Raw genomic sequence first — 17,220 nt, 5'->3', positions numbered from 1 at the left:
TTCTTCCTGTCTCATCTGGATAATTTCACCTAACGTCCGTACTCACCTAAGGAAAGCTTTTTAGAAGATTCTATTTTCATTTTGAAAGTAAAAAGAGACAAAGAGGGTGACCTTTGTCTCTATGAATGTTCATCACGTGATGTGAGGGGCAAATAAAGAGTGATTTTCGTATAGCTATTAGCCTTAGAATCAATCTGCATATGATAGCTAGCCCCAAACTGTAGCCGCAAGCGTTGATCCACATTTTTCAAACCAACACCTCCTAGTCGAAGAAGGGTTTGGTCTGTCGACTCAGACAAGGCAAAGCCTCGTCCATTATCATAAATCGTCAGGACCACTTGTTCTTCTTTGATTTCCGAAGTGACTCGTATCATGCCCGGCCGATCCATCTCCTTGATGCCATGATAGATGGCATTCTCCACTAAGGGTTGTAGGACCAGTTTAGGAAGCTGATAGTCTCCCAACCTTCCCTCTTCTAAAATTTCATAATTCAACTTATCCCCATAGCGTTGTTTCTGAATGAAGAGATACTGGCGCACATGGTCTATTTCATCCTGAAGACTAATTTGTTCTTGTCCTTGATTGAGAGCAAGGCGGAAATATTTGGCTAGGGACTTAGTCAGGTCAACCACGCGCTGACCATCATTAAACTCAGCCATCCAGACAATGGTATCCAAGGTATTATAGAGGAAATGAGGATTAATCTGGGCTGAAAGAGCTCGCAGTTCATAGCGTCGTGCATTTTGTTCCTCTTCTTTAACCAATTGCATAAGGTTTTCAATTTGATCCAACATACGGTTGAAGGCTTGAGCAAGATCTACCAATTCAGGCGATCCCTTGGTAGTCGCCCGCAAGTGGGAATCACCCGCTCCTATTTTCAGAATGACGGCCTGCAAATCTTGTAGGGGTTTGATCCACAAGCGCAGAATGAACCAGATTCCCACCCAGCACATGATGAGGACGAGAGTTCCTAAACCTATAAAGGAGTAGAGCATTTGCGACTGAAGCATCTGTAGACCTTCCAGAGAAGCCACTCCAATTAAGGTCCAATCACTCTCTGGTATAGCAATTTGGTAGACAAAGTTCTGCCCCTTTTGGGCATAGCCATCCTTGACAGCAATATAGGGTTGCATGGCCTGCATTTCCTGACTGGAAGAATAGACTGTCTTTTTAGGATGGTAGACAAATTCATGCTTCTGATTGATGATGAAACTAAAGCCTTTTTTGCCCAGTTGGAGATGATCCAGATAAGCTTCTAGGCTCTGATAGCCAATATCTAAGCGCAAAACTCCTAGATTTTGACCAGAAGCATCCACCACTTCCTGGGTGATAGAAATCACCCACTTGTCCTTCTCTGAAGACAAGGATTCCTTTCGGGCTGGCGTCAAGACAGGGATGGCCCTCTTCTTGATAGCCTCCTGATACCAGCTTTCGTTCATCATATCCGATGAGGTCTGCATGCTAATTTGAGAATCCGTAGCAACAAGGCGTCCATCCTTAGTTACTAAGACAGCCGAAACCAGATCTGGGTCTGTCTCAATAATGGTTCGCATCAGACTTTGAACGGCTTCTGGGCTCACCTCCTTGTCTTGAGCAAACTGACGAATACTCTCTTCTTTACTGAGGACCGAGGTGGTCTGCTTCAATTTTTTTAGATAGGAGGTGATAAACTGACTACTCTGGTCGATACTATTGCGGGTTGTTCGCTCCGTCAGTTGGCCAATGGTTGCTGAGCTAGTTTGATAGTATAGACTACCGACTAAACCCAAGAGCAAGAGAATGAAGACAAATACATAAACAATCAGCTGAATCAGCAAAGGGTATCGTTTCATTCATACTCTCCTTTTTTGTATTGTCTTGGGGTTACACCGACTACTTGTTTAAAGCGTTGAGAAAAATAGTTCATATCCTCAAAGCCAACCTGGTCTGCAATTTCATAAATCTTGAGATCAGTCGTCAAGAGTAAAAGTTTGGCCTTCTTCATCCGTTCTTGGATCAAGTATTCTTGAAAAGGAAGTCCCAATGTTTTCTTGATTAGGACGCTCAGATAAGAGGGACTAAAACCCAGTTGAAGAGCCAAGTCCTTGAGGGTTAATCGGGAATCTGCTAAGCGGGAATGAATAGCCTCTTCCAACTCTGTCGAATGCCCCTGATCCACCAAGGTTTCAACCTGGGCTATCTTTCCTTCCTCGTCTAGCTTATTCTTGACTTTCCCCAGCATCTCTTCAATATCTGCTTTTGAAAAGGGCTTGAGGAGATAGTCATCTGCTCCGAGTCGAATGGCTTTCCGAGCAAACTCAAAATCATCATAGCCTGTTAGAAAGATGATATGGCAGGACGGAGCTTTCTCTCGGACCAGTTGGGCCAAATCTAAGCCATTCAACTGTGGCATATTGATATCAGTCAAGAGAAGATCAGCCGGTTGTGCTTGAAATTTTTCCCAAGCTATTCGCCCATTCTCCGCTTGGTCAATGACTTTCATCCCAAACTGTTCATAATTCACTAGAGAAGTAAGTCCCTGCCGAACCAGCTCTTCGTCTTCTACAATCATGATTGAATACATGTGTTTCACCTACTTATCCTTGTTATACTCATTATATCAAAGTAGGTCGCAAAAAGTCTCAGACATAGTCCAACAAATAGCTGTAGCCCTTTTCTGCCATCTCTGCTTTAGGAATGAATTTAATTGACAAACTATTGATGCAGTAGCGAAGGCCACCTTTTTCCTTAGGTCCATCAGTAAAGACGTGGCCTAGATGGGAATTTCCTACTCGACTCCGAACCTCTGTCCGAGTCATATTGAAACTCTTATCTTCCTTGTAGGTTGCCACATCGGGACTGATCGGCCGGCTAAAGCTTGGCCAACCACAACCGGAATCAAATTTATCTTTTGAGGAGAAGAGGGGCTCTCCTGTTACGACATCCACATAGATGCCCGCTTCAAACTTATCCCAATAGCGGTTAGAAAAAGCACGCTCTGTATCATTTTCTTGCGTCACTGCATATTCTTCGGGCGATAACTTCTTCTTAATCTCTTCATCGCTTGGTTTTGGATAGCGACTAGCGTCAATAACTGGATAAGAAGCTTGATTCACATCAATGTGACAATAGCCATTCGGATGTTTCTGTAGATAGTCCTGATGGTAGTCTTCTGCCTTGATATAATTAGCAAGTTCTTCTTTTTCTACAGCCAAAGGCTTATCATATTTCTTCGCCACTTCTTCAAATACTTGGTTTATGGTTGGCAAATCTGCTTGATCGGTGTAATAAACTCCTGTCCGATATTGACTTCCCTGATCATTTCCCTGACGGTTTTTTGATGTTGGATCAATAATTCGGAAATAGTGTAGAAGCAGTTCTTTCAAGGAAACCTTCTTGACATTATAGGTGATGTGTACCGTTTCGGCATGCCCTGTTTGGTTGACCAGTTCATACTTGGTGGTATCCCCTTTTCCATTGGCATAACCTGATTCGGCATCAATGACGCCTGGAACACGGGAAAAATACTCTTCCACACCCCAGAAGCAACCACCAGCTAGATAGATTTCTCGTTGGTCTTCCGGATTGACTTTTTCTTCCTTCTTTTTGTTTGCTACGGGTGTCTGACTCATGGACGCTTTTTTGATCTGCTCAGTCGTCGCATCTGATGTATCCAAGGCTATGGATCCTTTGACAAGGAAAAAGAGTCCAAAACAAAGCAGGCCCACTAAAAGAACGGAAATGAGTTTCCATTTTGTTTCCATTTCATGTCCTCCTTACTTCATCTCTTTTAGAGTCTGGACGATGTCTTCCTTACTCATATAGCCGATGTGGGTCTTGGCGAGAGTTCCATCGCTCGCAATAAAGAGAGCAGATGGATAAGAGCGAATCCCGTACTCTTTGAGCAAGTCGCCCTTACTATCCATCAAGACTGGGAAATCTTTGTAGTCCAAAGCCTGGTACCAATTTTTAAAGTCATCGGCTGATTTTTCCCCATTAAATGTCGGAGCGACAACAGTTAGAACTACATAATCTTTACCTTCCTCTGCCTTTGCTAAATCATTTGTGTCGCCTAATGTTGAAAGACAGATTGAGCACCAGGAAGCCCAAAACTTGAGATAGACTTTCTTCCCTTTGTAATCTGATAAGCGGTAGGTCTTGCCGTCTACTCCTTGCAGGCTAAAATCCAGAACCTTCTTGCCAGCTTGCTCTGAACCTCCCGTTTTGGCTGTCTGCTTAGTCTCGCTTTTATTGGATGACTCCATCCCCTGGCCGGAGCAGGCCCCTAACAATCCTACACAGAAAAGTCCTGTCACTATTAAGGCCATTTTTTTCATGTCTTCCTCCTCTCTAAATTGGGAGAAAGTCGCCCAAGCAGACGACCTCCTCTTCTTATTGTCCTTTATTGGTCTGATTTCATGTCAGATGAGTCACTCATGTCGTCCTTCATCTCTGAATCGCTCGATTTCATCTTATCTTCTTTCATGTCGTCTTTCATTTCAGAACTGCTATCAGACATCATAGATGAATCTTTCATATCGTCTTTTTTCATTTTATCATCGGACATGGACGAATCCTTCATATCGTCCTTTTTCATCATACTACTATCGTCCGTTTTTTTCATATCTGAATCAGATTTTTTTCCAGAACAAGCTGCTAAAGTGACAATGCTAAGTGTAGCAATAGTAAGTGCAAGAATTTTTTTCATGATTTTTCTCCTTTAATCATTCAAGATTAGTGAAACAGGGATGCTAGGCTGTTGAGATTGCCCAGCATGAGCAAGATGCCCATCAAGACGATGAGAGCACCACCGATTTTTTTCAAGGTCCCCATATGAGGCTTGAGTTTGGCAAAGCGTTGCAAGACCCAGCCTGAAGCCAGGGCCAATAGTAGGAAGGGAAGAGCTAAGCCCAAGGTGTAAACCAGCATTAAGAGCGCTCCTTGTAGAGCACCATTTCCTCCAGAAGCCGCAATCGCTAAAACGGAGCTCAGTACAGGTCCGACACAAGGAGTCCAGCCAAAACTAAAGGTCACTCCAATTAGAAAGGCATTGAAGAATTCGTTGCGTTTTTCGTCCTTCTTCAGTTGGATACTCTTTTGTTTTTGGAGTTGCTGAAGATTGATGAGGCCCATCTGATGGATTCCCAATAAGATGACAATCCCTCCTAGTAGGTAACGGAACCAGGGAGCGTAGAGTACCTGACCCAGGGCACCCGCACCATAACCTAGGATGAGAAATACGGTTGATAGACCAGCAATAAAACAGAGGGTCTTGACCAAACCATACCAAGAAATATCTCTTCCAAAAATACGCACCGTTTTTTCATGCTCAGAATCTAATAAAATCCCTACATAGACTGGCATCAACGGTAAAATACACGGAGAGAAAAAAGATAGAATCCCCGCTAAGAATACTGAAATGGAAAATAAGCTATTTTCAATCATTTCAACTACCTCCCTTACTTTCTGACACTAGTATAAAGAAAAAATCTCTCTAAAAATAGAGAGATTGATATGCAAAAACTCGAATTTAATTGGGAGATGAATATCCCTATCTACCAACATCGAGGCTGGGACAAAAATCCTAGCCTCGATATTGTCTTTGGATTGTCGAGCAAGACGCAGTGGTTGAGTGGGCTCTACTACGCTGATTTCATCAGCTTTTACAGCCCTACTCAACTGTGCGGAGGTGGGACGACGAAATCGAATTCTTACGAATTACCGATTTCTGTCCCACTCTCTTTTCGAGCAAGCTACTTTAATTCTTTTTCAAATAATCAATAGCATCCTGCAAGGTTTTGACAGGGACAATTTTCATCTTGGTCTTAATTTTTTTAGCTGTTTCTACCGCTTCATCGTAGTTGCTCTTGGCATGAGGATTGTTCTTTTTAACTTCCTCTGTCACCGGATTATCAGGGGCAAAGAAGATTTCAGCACCAGCGCGATCTGCCGCCACGACTTTTTTATCCACTCCACCGATGTCTCCGACAGTACCATCATGGTTAATGGTCCCTGTCCCCGCGATATGGCGTCCCTGACGAAGGTCTGGATCCGCTACTTGGGTATAGATGGACAAACTAAACATCATCCCGGCACTTGGACCACCGATGCCAGCTGTCGCAAACTCAATCGGCACGTCACTCTTCACTTCTGTCCGGTCAATCAAGCTAATCCCAATCCCATTCTTGCCATTGACCAACTTAATAATCTTTCCTTCAGCTGTCTTGGTCTGACCATCTTCTGTGTAGGTCACTGAGACCTTGTCCCCAATTTTTTGGGAACCAACATACTCGATGAGCTCTTTTGAGCTCTTGAAGGTTTTGTCATTCACAGCCGTAACCGTGTCCGCAATATTTAGAACGCCTTTAAAGGTAGAGTCTTCTGCTACTTGCATGACATAAACACCTAAGAATTCCATCTCTGTCTCTTTTCCAGCAGTTTTTAATCCTTGGTATTTGGCAGTATTTTGAGAGGTCTCCATATAAAATTGATTAATCCGGAAAAATTCCTCACTGGAACTGCCACCAGTCATTTCTTGTTCAGAGTGGATATCTGTAAAAGGAGTCACCCAGGCATAGACTATATCCGAGAAGGTCGCTTGCTTGACGGCAACAGTGACAAAATCATACGAACCAGATGCTTCATCATTTTTCTGGTTGACGCGCATCACTTGGCGAATATCTTCTGAACTCCCTGGCATTTCCAAATAGTAGGGCAGGGGAACAAAGAAAGCTAGCAAGGCCAAAATCAAAAGCAAGGTCCCAATAATCGGCCAACGATAGGTTCTCCATACACTATCTTTTTTGCGCACAGGTTCAAATGGGCTTTCTGGTAGCTGAGCCCTTTGTTTCTCAAATTCATTCATTCCTTTTATTTCATCTCCTTTATAACACTATCTGGGACATAGGCACTGACATCTTGCTGGAAGGTCAGCAACTCGCGAATTCTCGTCGAGCTCAAGGCCTGGTACTGGGGCTGGGCACAGAGATAGATGGTCTCAAGCTCTGGAGCCAGCTGGTGATTGAAGTAGTCCATATTGCTTTCATAGAGAAAGTCTTGGCTATTTCGCAAGCCTCGAACCAAGCTCGTCACTCCATACCGTCTAGCCACTTCTACAGCCAACTCTGCCTCTGAGGTGATGACTCTTACATTTGGTAAATGAGCTACTGCCTCTGTCACAATAGCTTCCCTTTGCTCAATGGTAAAATAGCCCTTCTTCTCATGATTAAAGAAGATGCCTACATACAAGCAATCAAACAAGCGACTAGCCCGTTCTATCAAATCCAAGTGTCCCAAGGTCATTGGGTCAAATGAACCTGTAAATAACCCGATTTTATCTGACATAAACCGTTACCTTACTAATTCCGTAGATTTTTTCTTTCCAGATTCCTAGACAAGCAATCTCCTCAGGCAAGTCTACTGCCTTGTCCGTCTCACAGACGACCATGACCTCTTCTCCCAGCAAGTCTCGTTCAGCCAAGGTTTCAATATCGGCTACGATCTGCTCCTTGGCATAGGGAGGATCTAAGAAAACAAGGTCAAAGATCCCCTGCAATTGACTGAGTGCTTGGTGAGCCTCCATCTTCAGCAATTGAAACTTGTGGCTTTCCTTGGTCATTTGGATATTGCTGGCAATAATCCCTTGGGCTCTGCGGTCTTTCTCGACCAAGACAGCCTGCTCCATCCCTCGAGATACCGCTTCGATGGACAAGCCGCCTGAGCCAGCATATAGATCCAAGACCCGCCCCCCATCAAAATAAGGACCGATCATATTAAACATAGCCCCTCTCACTTTATCTGAAGTGGGCCTCGTTGTCTTTCCTTCGAGCGTCTTAAGAGGACGCCCTCCATAGGTACCTGATACAATCTTCATAGAGATTATTATATCAAAATTTGGATAAAAGATACAAAAACACCCACCCTCCCCAATCTGATATCTGCTGAAGCAAATCCCTTTCGTTACCAAAGAAAAATCCTCTCACTTTTCTCTTGAAGTCCGAATTTATTTTTGCTATACTATATGTAACTTTTAAAACATTACATAGGAGAATGCAGATGTTTGATGCAAAAAAATTAAAAGACCGGCGACTGGAGCTGGGCCTAACCCAAGCCCAGGTCTACGAATCCTTAGAGATTAGTCGTAAGACCTACTCTAGTTGGGAGAATGGCTTAGCAGAGCCACACGATAAAAATCTCAGGAGGTTGGCCAAGCGCCTCTCCGTTAAAGAGGACTACTTTGTCGACAAGAGCTCAGCGCTTTTCACCTACCCTTTATTAACCCCGCCCCATCAAAAAAAGGTCGATCTCTTGGCTAGCCAACTCTTAGCAGAGCAAGAAAAAGTGGTCTCTTTGGTCCCTTACCGTGTCCTCTCTATCGACTTGGCTGCCGGACATGGTCATACCTTTTATGACAATGAGACCGACTACGAGACCGTTTATTTCGACCAAGAGATCCAACACGACTTTGCCTCTTGGGTCTCTGGAGATTCTATGGAACCAAGCTATCCAAACGGTTCCGTTGCCTTGATGAAACAGACAGGATTTGACTATGATGGAGCGGTCTACGCCCTTATGTGGAACGGAAAGACCTATATCAAAAAAGTCTATCGGGAAGAGGAGGGCCTCCGCCTAGAGTCTATCAACCCAGCCTATGATGACCTCTTTGCACCCTACGAAGATGAACCAAAAATCGTTGGTATCGTGGTTGGCCACTTCCTCCCTCTGGAGGTCTAGACATGCTTTTTGATTATTCACGTGAGCCAAGGTCTGATATTGCTTTTGTGGATATGAAAAGTTTCTATGCCAGTTGTGAATGCGTCCGCCTCGGCCTCAATCCCTTGACGACTTCTCTTTGTGTCATGAGTCGGAGCGACAATTCTGCTGGCCTCATCTTAGCCAGTTCCCCCGTTTTTAAGCAGGTCTTTGGAAAGAAAAATGTCGGGCGTAGCTACGATCTGCCCTTTGATCTCAAAACTAGGAAATTCAATTACTACCTGGCCCGTAAGCAAGGCCTACCTACAGATCCAGCCTTTGTCCACTACATCGAAAGTTGGGCCAAGCGCACCTTTATCGTGCCCCCTCGCATGAATGCCTATATCCAGGTCAACATGGAAATCCAACAAGTCTTTCAAGAATTTGCGGCTCCAGATGATATCTACCCCTATTCTATCGATGAGGGATTTATCGATTTGACCAGCTCTCTCAACTACTTTATTCCTGATCCTCAGCTAGACCGACGCTCCAAGCTAGATCTCCTTTCTGCTCGGATCCAAAAGCGCATTTGGCAGCAAACTGGGATCTATGCTACTGTCGGGATGAGCAATGCCAATCCGCTCCTGGCCAAACTGGCTCTAGACAACGAAGCCAAACATCAGAAAACCATGCGGGCTAACTGGTCTTACGAAGACGTCCCCAGCCGTGTCTGGCAGATAAAAAAACTAACTGATTTCTGGGGAATTGGCCATCGAACAGAAAAACGCCTGAACAAGCTAGGCATTCACTCCATCTATGAACTGGCCCAGGCCAATCCAGACCAGCTCAAAAAAGAATTTGGAGTCATGGGCGTTCAGCTCTGGTTCCATGCCCATGGGATTGACGAAAGCAATGTCCATCGCCCCTATCGACCAAAGTCTCACGGTCTAGGAAATTCGCAAATCCTTCCCCGTGACTACCACCGCCAAAGCGATATTGAATTAGTTTTTCGGGAGATGGCCGAGCAGGTCGCTATCCGCTTACGTCGGGAAAAGAAAAAGACCCAATTGGTCTCCATCCACGCCAGCTACTCCAAACAGGAACAGCTCCCTTCCATCCACTGCCAGCAAAAGATTGAGCCGACCAACTCTACCGCTCAATTAGGCAAGGAAGTCATCCAACTCTTTCGTTCCCACTACCAGGGAGGAGCCATCCGGCAGATCGGAGTCTTTTACGGGAAGCTCGTAGAGGAGAGCTTTCAGCTGATTTCCCTATTTGATGACCCTGAGCAAACCCAAAGAGAAGAGGCTCTCCAAGAGACCATTGACCACATCCGTGACCGCTTTGGCTTTGCTTCTCTACAGAAGGGATCTGCCCTATTAGAAAATTCACGCGCTCTGGCTCGAAGCAAGCTGACCGGAGGCCACTCTGCAGGAGGTTTAGATGGCTTAGCATGATTGATCGTTCTTATCTCCCCTATCAGTCGGCACGTGACTTTCAAGATCGGGGCATGGCTAAGTGGACTGGCTTCTTCCTCTCTGAGCATTCGACGGCCTTACAAACAAACCACCTCTCCCTAGAAGAGCTTCGCCTCCTCTCAAGTGAAGACATCCGTTGCCTTCTCGAGCAGGCTTATCAGCAAAAGACCTACCTCTCCCTCTCTAGCCTCCAAGATAATCAAGTCGCCGTCTACTACGGCCAGGTCTATAGCTTAAGCCCTTCCGAGGTCCTCATTAAAAATGGCCAGCACTACCACTCTCTCCTTCTTTCGACTATTTTTTCTATTGAACCAGGAGATTCTAGCTATGAAACCAGCCCTGAATAAACACGAACTCCAATTCGATTATTTTTCAGACAATTACCAGCAGTTCGAGCATGATTTTTACCGCTTGGCAACGACTGCGACCCCCTTGGTCTTTTTAGAAGATGACCTGCTCCGTTCCATGTCGACAGGCCAGCGCAACTATTTCAGACTCCACCACACTCAGAGTCGCGATCATCGTGACCACTACTTTCATTTTCGCGTCTCTACCCATCCCCAATCTCCACTGACACGGATTTATACCTACCTAGGCCACAGCCTCTCCACAGAATACAAAGCAACCTCCTAGAAAACTAGGAGGTTCTTTTATCACCTAGATGAAGAGGATTTCGCAACCCAACCAATCGCGTCTGCAGGAGGATTGTCCACATCGATCCAGATGAAGTCAATGCCGATTTCACCGTTTTTGAATTTGGAAAGACGGATACCATTGATTTCTAGCTGAGACAATTTCTTACCCGTTAAGATCTCTCGGTCTTTTAACTGAAAGACCCCACGAAGAATCCAATTACCAAGGATTTCTTGCTTATCAGTTGATTGAATCGCCTTCCCAGCTTCTTGGTTGATATAGGCAGTAATCACATCACCTGATGATAAAAATCGCAGCTTAAATGTCCGTTCCTCTTTTGGGAGCGCAAGTTTACTAGTACCTGGCTCAAATCTACCTATCCCTTTACCAAAAAAGTCTGGACGCTCCTCATGGAAATGTTTGGAGTCTGGAAGAGGGATATACACTTCACTAACCGGACGATACACCAGCTGTTCAATTTCTTTAATGAGTTTTTCGTTCCCTGTCTCGTGTACAAAGCGAATCAAGTCCTCACGAATGGACTTCATCTGAGCTTTTTCTTCCTTGGTAGACCATTTTTTCAAGAGGATTTCTTCCAAAGAGAAGGTTACAAAAGCTAGTTCTTCTGGAGCCAGACTATCTTTAAATTTATCCTGAATCTTTAAAATCCGTGGCAAGCGATCTTTTTTGGCTAACTTTGAACCACCATTAAAAGCATTAAAGCCAGAATTTTCTTCTACATTTCCGTGCTGATCTGTGATCACCCACGACACCGTCTCAAGAATCTCCGAATCACTTTTTTCCGAGGTCAATAAATGAAGGTGTTCAAAAAGATAGAAGGGATCTTCGACATAATTCACATCCCAGGTATCAACCACAATCTCCTTATTCCTAAAGGTCATATGGAGCTGACTATCTGCAGCCGTGTATTTGTAATCATGCTGGCCATCTGTAAAACGGAAATTCGTTGGATTGTTCTTAGTCGTAGAGCCCAGAATCTTGAGATGGTCTAGGTCAACAGGCAGATAAGTTGTCTCTCCTACATGGATCTGAGGCTTGTGTCCTTTGGAAGTCGGCATCAAAACATGATAAACTGCTTCCACATGGCTAGAATCAGAATGAAATCCTTTTATGAGGGCTTTTGAAGATTCAATCCGTTGATTTCGCAAGGTCGCAATCTCACGGGCCAGTTTTTCATAACGAGCTTGATTTTCTTTATCAGCTGTCTCCTTGTCCGGTGAAATCTCAGCATGAAATCGAATTTCACTCAATAGCTCATTCCAAGACTGTGAATCTTTCTTGAACTGAGCAATCTTTTGATCCCCTGAATCCAAACCAAAGGATTTAATCCCAACCAAATACTTATGCTGCTCATCAACGACAAGCGAAGCATCATAAGAGGTATTGGCAATATCCTCACCGACAGCATGAAAAGCCTTTTGAAAAACAGTCTCTTGGAATTTTGAATTGACAATCGGAGCAACATAACTTTCTCGATCATCAGAATCCTCGTTTTCTGCTTTCTGAGAAAAGGCCTCACTCAGACTAGCAAAGTTGGTAATGAGAGTCTTGTATTTCTCTTTTTGTTCTTGTTTTAGGTGTTCCCACATAAATCAATCCTCACTTCTTATTTAAGTATATCAAAAGAAGACTAGTTTTTCACTAGTCCCCTTACTTATATAATTCGTTAAATAATGCTATAAAACTCTAAATTTCCACGTTTTTTTACCAATCTGAAATAATCTTTATCAGATAAAATGGCAAGACCGTCCTCATAGGAGGCAATCTTCTTCTCTGCTTCCTCATAAGTGGAGACAAAATCTTTCACATATGACTGGCCTTCAAACTGACCATTCATCTTGGTATAGATAATCGCAAATTTTCCTGAACGATCCAGTTGAGACGGCCCATTGCTCTCATTAAGGGCAAAAGCAATCCGCTCTGCAATGCGTTTAATCACAGGGACAACCACACTATTTCCAGCCTGTTTGTAGAGCTGACCATTGGAAACCCCTTCAGGGATTTTAAAGGATTTCGGATAGCCTTGAACATTAAAGGTTTCTTTGGGAGTTAACTTCCGAATCTCGCCACTGTCTGTCAAGATCAATGGAACATTGTGTCCACCTGTTCCCATATTGGCTGTCAAGGTAGGGACTACACCGTTTTTGTTTTCACGGACATACTGACGACGCCATTGGTAAACCGTATCTTGACTAGTCACTTCAAACTTCAACTGGTCGTAGAAATTTTGTTTCCCTTCTCGATAATAGTAGGCCTCATCAGGCTTGGCACCAAAATCAATGACATCAGCCAAGGTCGTTGTTAGTTTGATTTCCTCTGGGAATTCAAATAAGTCATAAGCTTCCTTAGTGTCAAAACCAACAATGTAGATCCGCTCACGGTTTTGCGGGATATTTCCATAGTCTTTCCCGTTGAGAACCTTCCACTTGATGAAGTAGTTGTTCTCGGTCAAGGCTTCACGAATAACCTTGAAGGTATTCCCATGATCATGACCGACCATGTTCTTAACGTTTTCGATGAAGATGGCACGAGGTTTGCATCCCTCAATCATACGAAGTAACTCAAAGAAAAGATCGCCACGATCATCATCAAAGCCCTTGCGGTAACCCGCAATACTAAAGGCCTGACAAGGGAAGCCTCCCATAATCACATCCACGCGCTCAGCTGGAATATCCTCTGGCTGAACAGCATGAATATCACGACCATCCAAATAGGTATCTGGATAGTTTAACTGATAAGTCTGACGTGCATACTTATCAAACTCATTGGCATACACCACTCTGAACTCGTTGGTCTGTTCAAATCCCAACTCAATTCCCCCAACACCTGAGAAGAAAGCTGCAATGTTGTACTTCTCAGGTCGGTTCGAACTTACAGAATTTGTCATGTAGTAACCTGCTTTCTAAATTGTTGATTTTTCTATAAAAATACGAAGGATAGTATAATAATAGAAAACCTATTCTTTTCATCAATTAAAGCTAATATTATATTTTCAATCCTTTATTTATCATTATTGTAAACATTAGTATATATTACACCAAAATAATTGGTAATTATTATTTAAATATAAATTTGATAACAAGAATAAAGATTGGAGCAATAACTACGCTTATAGAAGAAATGGTGTTAATAAGTGTTGTTTTTATTTTGGATTTATATACTAAAATCAAATTGAATAATCTTTCAATTAGAGTTTTCAGACTAAAGAATAAAAAGAACAGAATAATTAATGCTATAAGCAATGAAATAAACATTGAGAAATCAGATAAAATAATAGGATATTTAAAAAGCTGTATAAAACCATCCTTAATCTCTAAATAAGTAAATAAGTATATAACAAAAGCTAATATAAACCCTAAAGTTTTGATGAGACTTTGCTTATCTAGTAAGTACTTAATAACTACTAAAATAATATAGATTAAGGCCATTAATAACACTTGCTTCAAAGTTGAATCAAACGATAAAATTAGATTATCTTTAATTATATTCGTTTCCCAAACCGAAGATATTTTTTTGAGATCACTCCAATCTTTAATAATCAAATTGAAAATAAAAACAAAGAAAATAATCAAAAAAGATACTAGGTATAGATTGTTCGATAAAAATTTTTTGTCTTCTAATCTGTCCTTCTCAAATTTATCAAGTTCATTTCTTAGTTCTATATTTATATTCTGTGGGTTATTAACTTCAATGTAACCATTTTGAATATTTATATCCTTAAAGTCAAAATTTGAATTGTTTTGGTTATTATAATTAGTCACAATAGACTCTATTTGTTTTTTATCAGAAGAATCACTTTTTATTTGCCATAAAAAAGATAAAACAGGTATCACGTATGTAATAAAACCGGCCAATATTTCTACTATATTTTTAAAATCCATTTAAATCTTTCTTCTCTTTCTAAAAAATATATGTTATCAACTTTATTGCACGAGTTTCTTCATCTCATCAATACGTGCGATGGTCGCATCGTACTTAGCTTGGTAGTCGGCTTGTTTGTCGCGTTCTTTTTGGACGACTTCTGGTTTGGCATTGGCTACGAAGCGTTCGTTAGAGAGCTTCTTACCGACCATATCCAGTTCTTTTCGCCATTTAGCCAGTTCCTTGTCGAGACGAGCCAGTTCTTCTTCGACATTGAGGAGGTCTGCCAGTGGCAAGTAGATTTCTGCTCCTGTGATGACGCTTGACATTGCGAGTTCAGGTGCAGGGATGGTTGAAGCGATTTCCAAGTGTTCTGGATTTGTGAAGCGTTTGATGTAGTTGACATTGCTGTTAAAGAAGGCTTCCAAGTCACTATCGCTTGTCTTAACAAGAATCGTAATTGGCTTACTTGGTGCTACGTTTACTTCCGCACGCGCATTCCGAACGGCACGGATCAAGTCTTTGAGACTTTCTACACCAGTGTGGGCAGCAAGGTCTTCAAAGGCTGAGTTGACAGTTGGGTATTCTGCGGTTACGATAGAACCTTCTGAGATTTGCCCAAAGATTTCCTCTGTCACGAATGGCATGATTGGGTGGAGAAGACGAAGGATTTTGTCCAAAGTGTAAAGGAGAACAGAACGTGTGATGACTTTCTCTTCTTCGTTGTCGCTGTAAAGGACTTCCTTGGTCAACTCAACGTACCAGTCCGCAAATTCATCCCAGATGAAGTTGTAGAGGATGTGTCCAGCGACACCAAATTCAAACTTATCAAAGTTTTCAGTGACTTTGCCGATCGTTTCATTGAGGTTATGGAGAATCCAGCGGTCAGTGACATTTCCAGCTTCCTTGTTGACCACTTTTTCGACATTAGCCGTTGCTTGCTCAAGGGTCAAGCCTTCATTGTTCATGAGGATGTAGCGAGAGATGTTCCAGATCTTGTTAATGAAGTTCCAAGAAGCATCCATTTTTTCATAAGAGAAGCGCACGTCTTGTCCTGGTGCAGAACCGTTTGAAAGGAACCAACGAAGGGCATCGGCACCATATTTCTCGATGACATCCATCGGGTCAATCCCGTTTCCGAGAGATTTCGACATCTTGCGTCCTTGCTCGTCACGAATAAGACCGTGGATCAGAACGTTTTGGAATGGCTGACGGCCAGTGAATTCCAAAGATTGGAAGATCATACGAGACACCCAAAAGAAGATGATGTCATAACCGGTTACCAAGGTTGAAGTTGGGAAGTAACGTTTGAAGTCTTCTGAGTCCACATCAGGCCAGCCCATAGTTGAGAATGGCCAAAGGGCAGAGCTGAACCAAGTGTCCAAGACGTCTTCGTCCTGAGTCCATCCGTCGCCTTCTGGAGCTTCTTCGCCGACATACATTTCACCCTCAGCATTGTACCAAGCAGGGATTTGGTGGCCCCACCAGAGCTGACGTGAGATTACCCAGTCGTGGACATTTTCCATCCATTGGAGGAAGGTATCGTTGAAACGAGGTGGGTAGAATTCAACCTTGTCCTCTGTGTCTTGGTTGGCGATGGCGTTCTTAGCCAATTGGTCCATCTTGACGAACCATTGCGTAGACAAGCGTGGCTCAACCACTACACCTGTACGCTCTGAGTGACCAACACTGTGGACACGTTTTTCGATTTTAACGAGGGCACCGATTTCTTCCAACTTGGCAACGACTGCCTTACGAGCTTCAAAACGGTCCATGCCCGCAAATTCAAAGGCAAGCTCATTCATAGTTCCATCGTCATTCATAACGTTGACTTGTGGCAAGTTATGGCGTTGACCAACTAAGAAGTCGTTAGGATCGTGGGCAGGTGTGATTTTCACGACACCAGTACCAAACTCAGGATCCGCGTGCTCATCTCCAACGATTGGGATGAGTTTATTAGCGATTGGAAGGACGACGTTTTTACCGATCAAATCCTTGTAACGTGGGTCTTCTGGATTGACCGCAACTGCAACATCCCCAAACATGGTCTCAGGGCGAGTTGTCGCAACTTCAAGGGCGCGTGAGCCGTCTTCCAGCATGTAGTTCATGTGGTAGAAGGCACCTTCGACATCCTTGTGAATCACCTCGATATCAGAAAGGGCTGTGCGAGCTGCTGGGTCCCAGTTGATGATAAACTCACCACGGTAGATCCAGCCTTTTTTGTAAAGGTCCACGAAGACCTTGCGAACAGCTTTTGACAGACCTTCATCAAGAGTGAAACGCTCACGAGAGTAGTCTACAGAGAGACCCATCTTGCCCCATTGTTCCTTGATAGTAGTGGCATATTCGTCTTTCCATTCCCAGACTTTCTCAAGGAATTTCTCACGACCCAGGTCGTAACGACTGATGCCCTCACCACGCAAGCGCTCTTCAACCTTAGCCTGAGTCGCAATCCCCGCGTGGTCCATCCCTGGAAGCCAAAGGGTATCGAAACCTTGCATGCGTTTTTGACGGATGATGATATCTTGCAAAGTTGTATCCCAAGCGTGACCAAGGT

The 17,220-nt window shown here is 43.4% G+C and carries 18 protein-coding genes; 5 read left to right on the top strand and 13 right to left on the bottom strand.

Translation table 11 applies throughout. From position 1 onward, the window contains the following. Positions 1–119 precede the first annotated feature (119 nt). The 6 genes from RCH62_RS01555 to ccdA2 form a co-directional block, all read right to left on the bottom strand. Positions 120–1,832, bottom strand: coding sequence for a sensor histidine kinase (locus tag RCH62_RS01555; RefSeq protein ID WP_219075041.1), 1,713 nt, complete (start codon positions 1,830–1,832; stop codon positions 120–122). Next, on the bottom strand, positions 1,829–2,563 hold the full coding sequence (locus tag RCH62_RS01550; RefSeq protein WP_219075040.1) for a response regulator: 735 nt from the start codon (positions 2,561–2,563) through the stop codon (positions 1,829–1,831). The genes RCH62_RS01555 and RCH62_RS01550 overlap by 4 nt, the downstream gene beginning before the upstream one ends. Positions 2,564–2,621: 58 nt before the next feature. Further along, positions 2,622–3,743 (bottom strand): peptide-methionine (R)-S-oxide reductase MsrB, encoded by a 1,122-nt coding sequence (gene msrB, locus RCH62_RS01545; RefSeq protein ID WP_219075039.1) that lies wholly within the window; start codon positions 3,741–3,743, stop codon positions 2,622–2,624. A 12-nt stretch (positions 3,744–3,755) separates the two neighbouring features. After that, entirely contained in the window at positions 3,756–4,316 is a 561-nt protein-coding gene (locus RCH62_RS01540) for a redoxin family protein (protein ID WP_219075038.1), read from the bottom strand. A 65-nt stretch (positions 4,317–4,381) separates the two neighbouring features. Then, on the bottom strand, positions 4,382–4,687 hold the full coding sequence (locus tag RCH62_RS01535; RefSeq protein ID WP_023026435.1) for a hypothetical protein: 306 nt from the start codon (positions 4,685–4,687) through the stop codon (positions 4,382–4,384). A gap of 26 nt (positions 4,688–4,713) precedes the next feature. After that, positions 4,714–5,424: a thiol-disulfide oxidoreductase-associated membrane protein CcdA2 gene (ccdA2, locus tag RCH62_RS01530; RefSeq protein ID WP_219075037.1), complete on the bottom strand. Its 711-nt coding sequence runs from the start codon at positions 5,422–5,424 to the stop codon at positions 4,714–4,716. A 69-nt stretch (positions 5,425–5,493) separates the two neighbouring features. On the opposite strand from ccdA2, the gene RCH62_RS01525 reads away from it, so the two are divergent. Then, entirely contained in the window at positions 5,494–5,763 is a 270-nt protein-coding gene (locus RCH62_RS01525) for a hypothetical protein (protein WP_306474479.1), read from the top strand. Here the strand turns inward: RCH62_RS01525 and RCH62_RS01520 are convergent. Genes RCH62_RS01520 through rsmD form a run of 3 tightly spaced genes read right to left on the bottom strand, consistent with a single transcriptional unit; the run spans position 5,738 to position 7,852 of the window. Continuing rightward, positions 5,738–6,844: a SepM family pheromone-processing serine protease gene (locus RCH62_RS01520; protein WP_257573065.1), complete on the bottom strand. Its 1,107-nt coding sequence runs from the start codon at positions 6,842–6,844 to the stop codon at positions 5,738–5,740. The two genes, RCH62_RS01525 and RCH62_RS01520, sit on opposite strands and share 26 nt — an antisense overlap. Positions 6,845–6,849: 5 nt before the next feature. Then, positions 6,850–7,323: a pantetheine-phosphate adenylyltransferase gene (gene coaD / locus RCH62_RS01515; protein WP_219075036.1), complete on the bottom strand. Its 474-nt coding sequence runs from the start codon at positions 7,321–7,323 to the stop codon at positions 6,850–6,852. Then, positions 7,313–7,852, bottom strand: a complete 540-nt coding sequence (rsmD, locus tag RCH62_RS01510) for a 16S rRNA (guanine(966)-N(2))-methyltransferase RsmD (protein ID WP_219075035.1) — start codon at positions 7,850–7,852, stop codon at positions 7,313–7,315. Before rsmD ends, coaD begins: the two co-directional genes overlap by 11 nt. A gap of 182 nt (positions 7,853–8,034) precedes the next feature. On the opposite strand from rsmD, the gene RCH62_RS01505 reads away from it, so the two are divergent. Genes RCH62_RS01505 through RCH62_RS01490 form a run of 4 tightly spaced genes read left to right on the top strand, consistent with a single transcriptional unit; the run spans position 8,035 to position 10,781 of the window. Continuing rightward, on the top strand, positions 8,035–8,712 hold the full coding sequence (locus tag RCH62_RS01505; RefSeq protein WP_135781846.1) for an XRE family transcriptional regulator: 678 nt from the start codon (positions 8,035–8,037) through the stop codon (positions 8,710–8,712). Between the two features lie 2 nt (positions 8,713–8,714). Further along, positions 8,715–10,127, top strand: coding sequence for a Y-family DNA polymerase (locus tag RCH62_RS01500; protein WP_219075034.1), 1,413 nt, complete (start codon positions 8,715–8,717; stop codon positions 10,125–10,127). Further along, a complete protein-coding gene (locus tag RCH62_RS01495) occupies positions 10,124–10,495 on the top strand; it encodes a hypothetical protein (RefSeq protein ID WP_219075033.1) in 372 nt (123 codons plus the stop codon). Before RCH62_RS01500 ends, RCH62_RS01495 begins: the two co-directional genes overlap by 4 nt. Then, positions 10,476–10,781 carry a DUF5960 family protein gene (locus RCH62_RS01490; RefSeq protein WP_219075032.1) on the top strand — a complete coding sequence of 102 codons (306 nt, stop codon included), beginning with the start codon at positions 10,476–10,478 and terminating at the stop codon, positions 10,779–10,781. Before RCH62_RS01495 ends, RCH62_RS01490 begins: the two co-directional genes overlap by 20 nt. Positions 10,782–10,801: 20 nt before the next feature. Here the strand turns inward: RCH62_RS01490 and RCH62_RS01485 are convergent, their stop codons facing one another. The 4 genes from RCH62_RS01485 to RCH62_RS01470 all read right to left on the bottom strand — a co-directional run. Then, positions 10,802–12,391 (bottom strand): hypothetical protein, encoded by a 1,590-nt coding sequence (locus RCH62_RS01485; protein WP_219075031.1) that lies wholly within the window; start codon positions 12,389–12,391, stop codon positions 10,802–10,804. A gap of 77 nt (positions 12,392–12,468) precedes the next feature. After that, entirely contained in the window at positions 12,469–13,689 is a 1,221-nt protein-coding gene (locus tag RCH62_RS01480) for a DNA cytosine methyltransferase (protein WP_306474462.1), read from the bottom strand. 169 nt (positions 13,690–13,858) lie between these two features. Next, positions 13,859–14,683, bottom strand: coding sequence for a hypothetical protein (locus RCH62_RS01475; RefSeq protein ID WP_219075029.1), 825 nt, complete (start codon positions 14,681–14,683; stop codon positions 13,859–13,861). Positions 14,684–14,725: 42 nt separating this feature from the next. After that, positions 14,726–17,220 (bottom strand): valine--tRNA ligase (locus tag RCH62_RS01470; protein WP_306474461.1); only part of this gene is annotated, 2,495 nt, incomplete at its 5' end.

This window comes from Streptococcus sp., from assembly GCF_030825805.1.
In the GTDB taxonomy this organism is placed as follows: Bacteria; Bacillota; Bacilli; order Lactobacillales; family Streptococcaceae; genus Streptococcus.
This window is presented reverse-complemented; position numbering and strand designations above follow the sequence as displayed.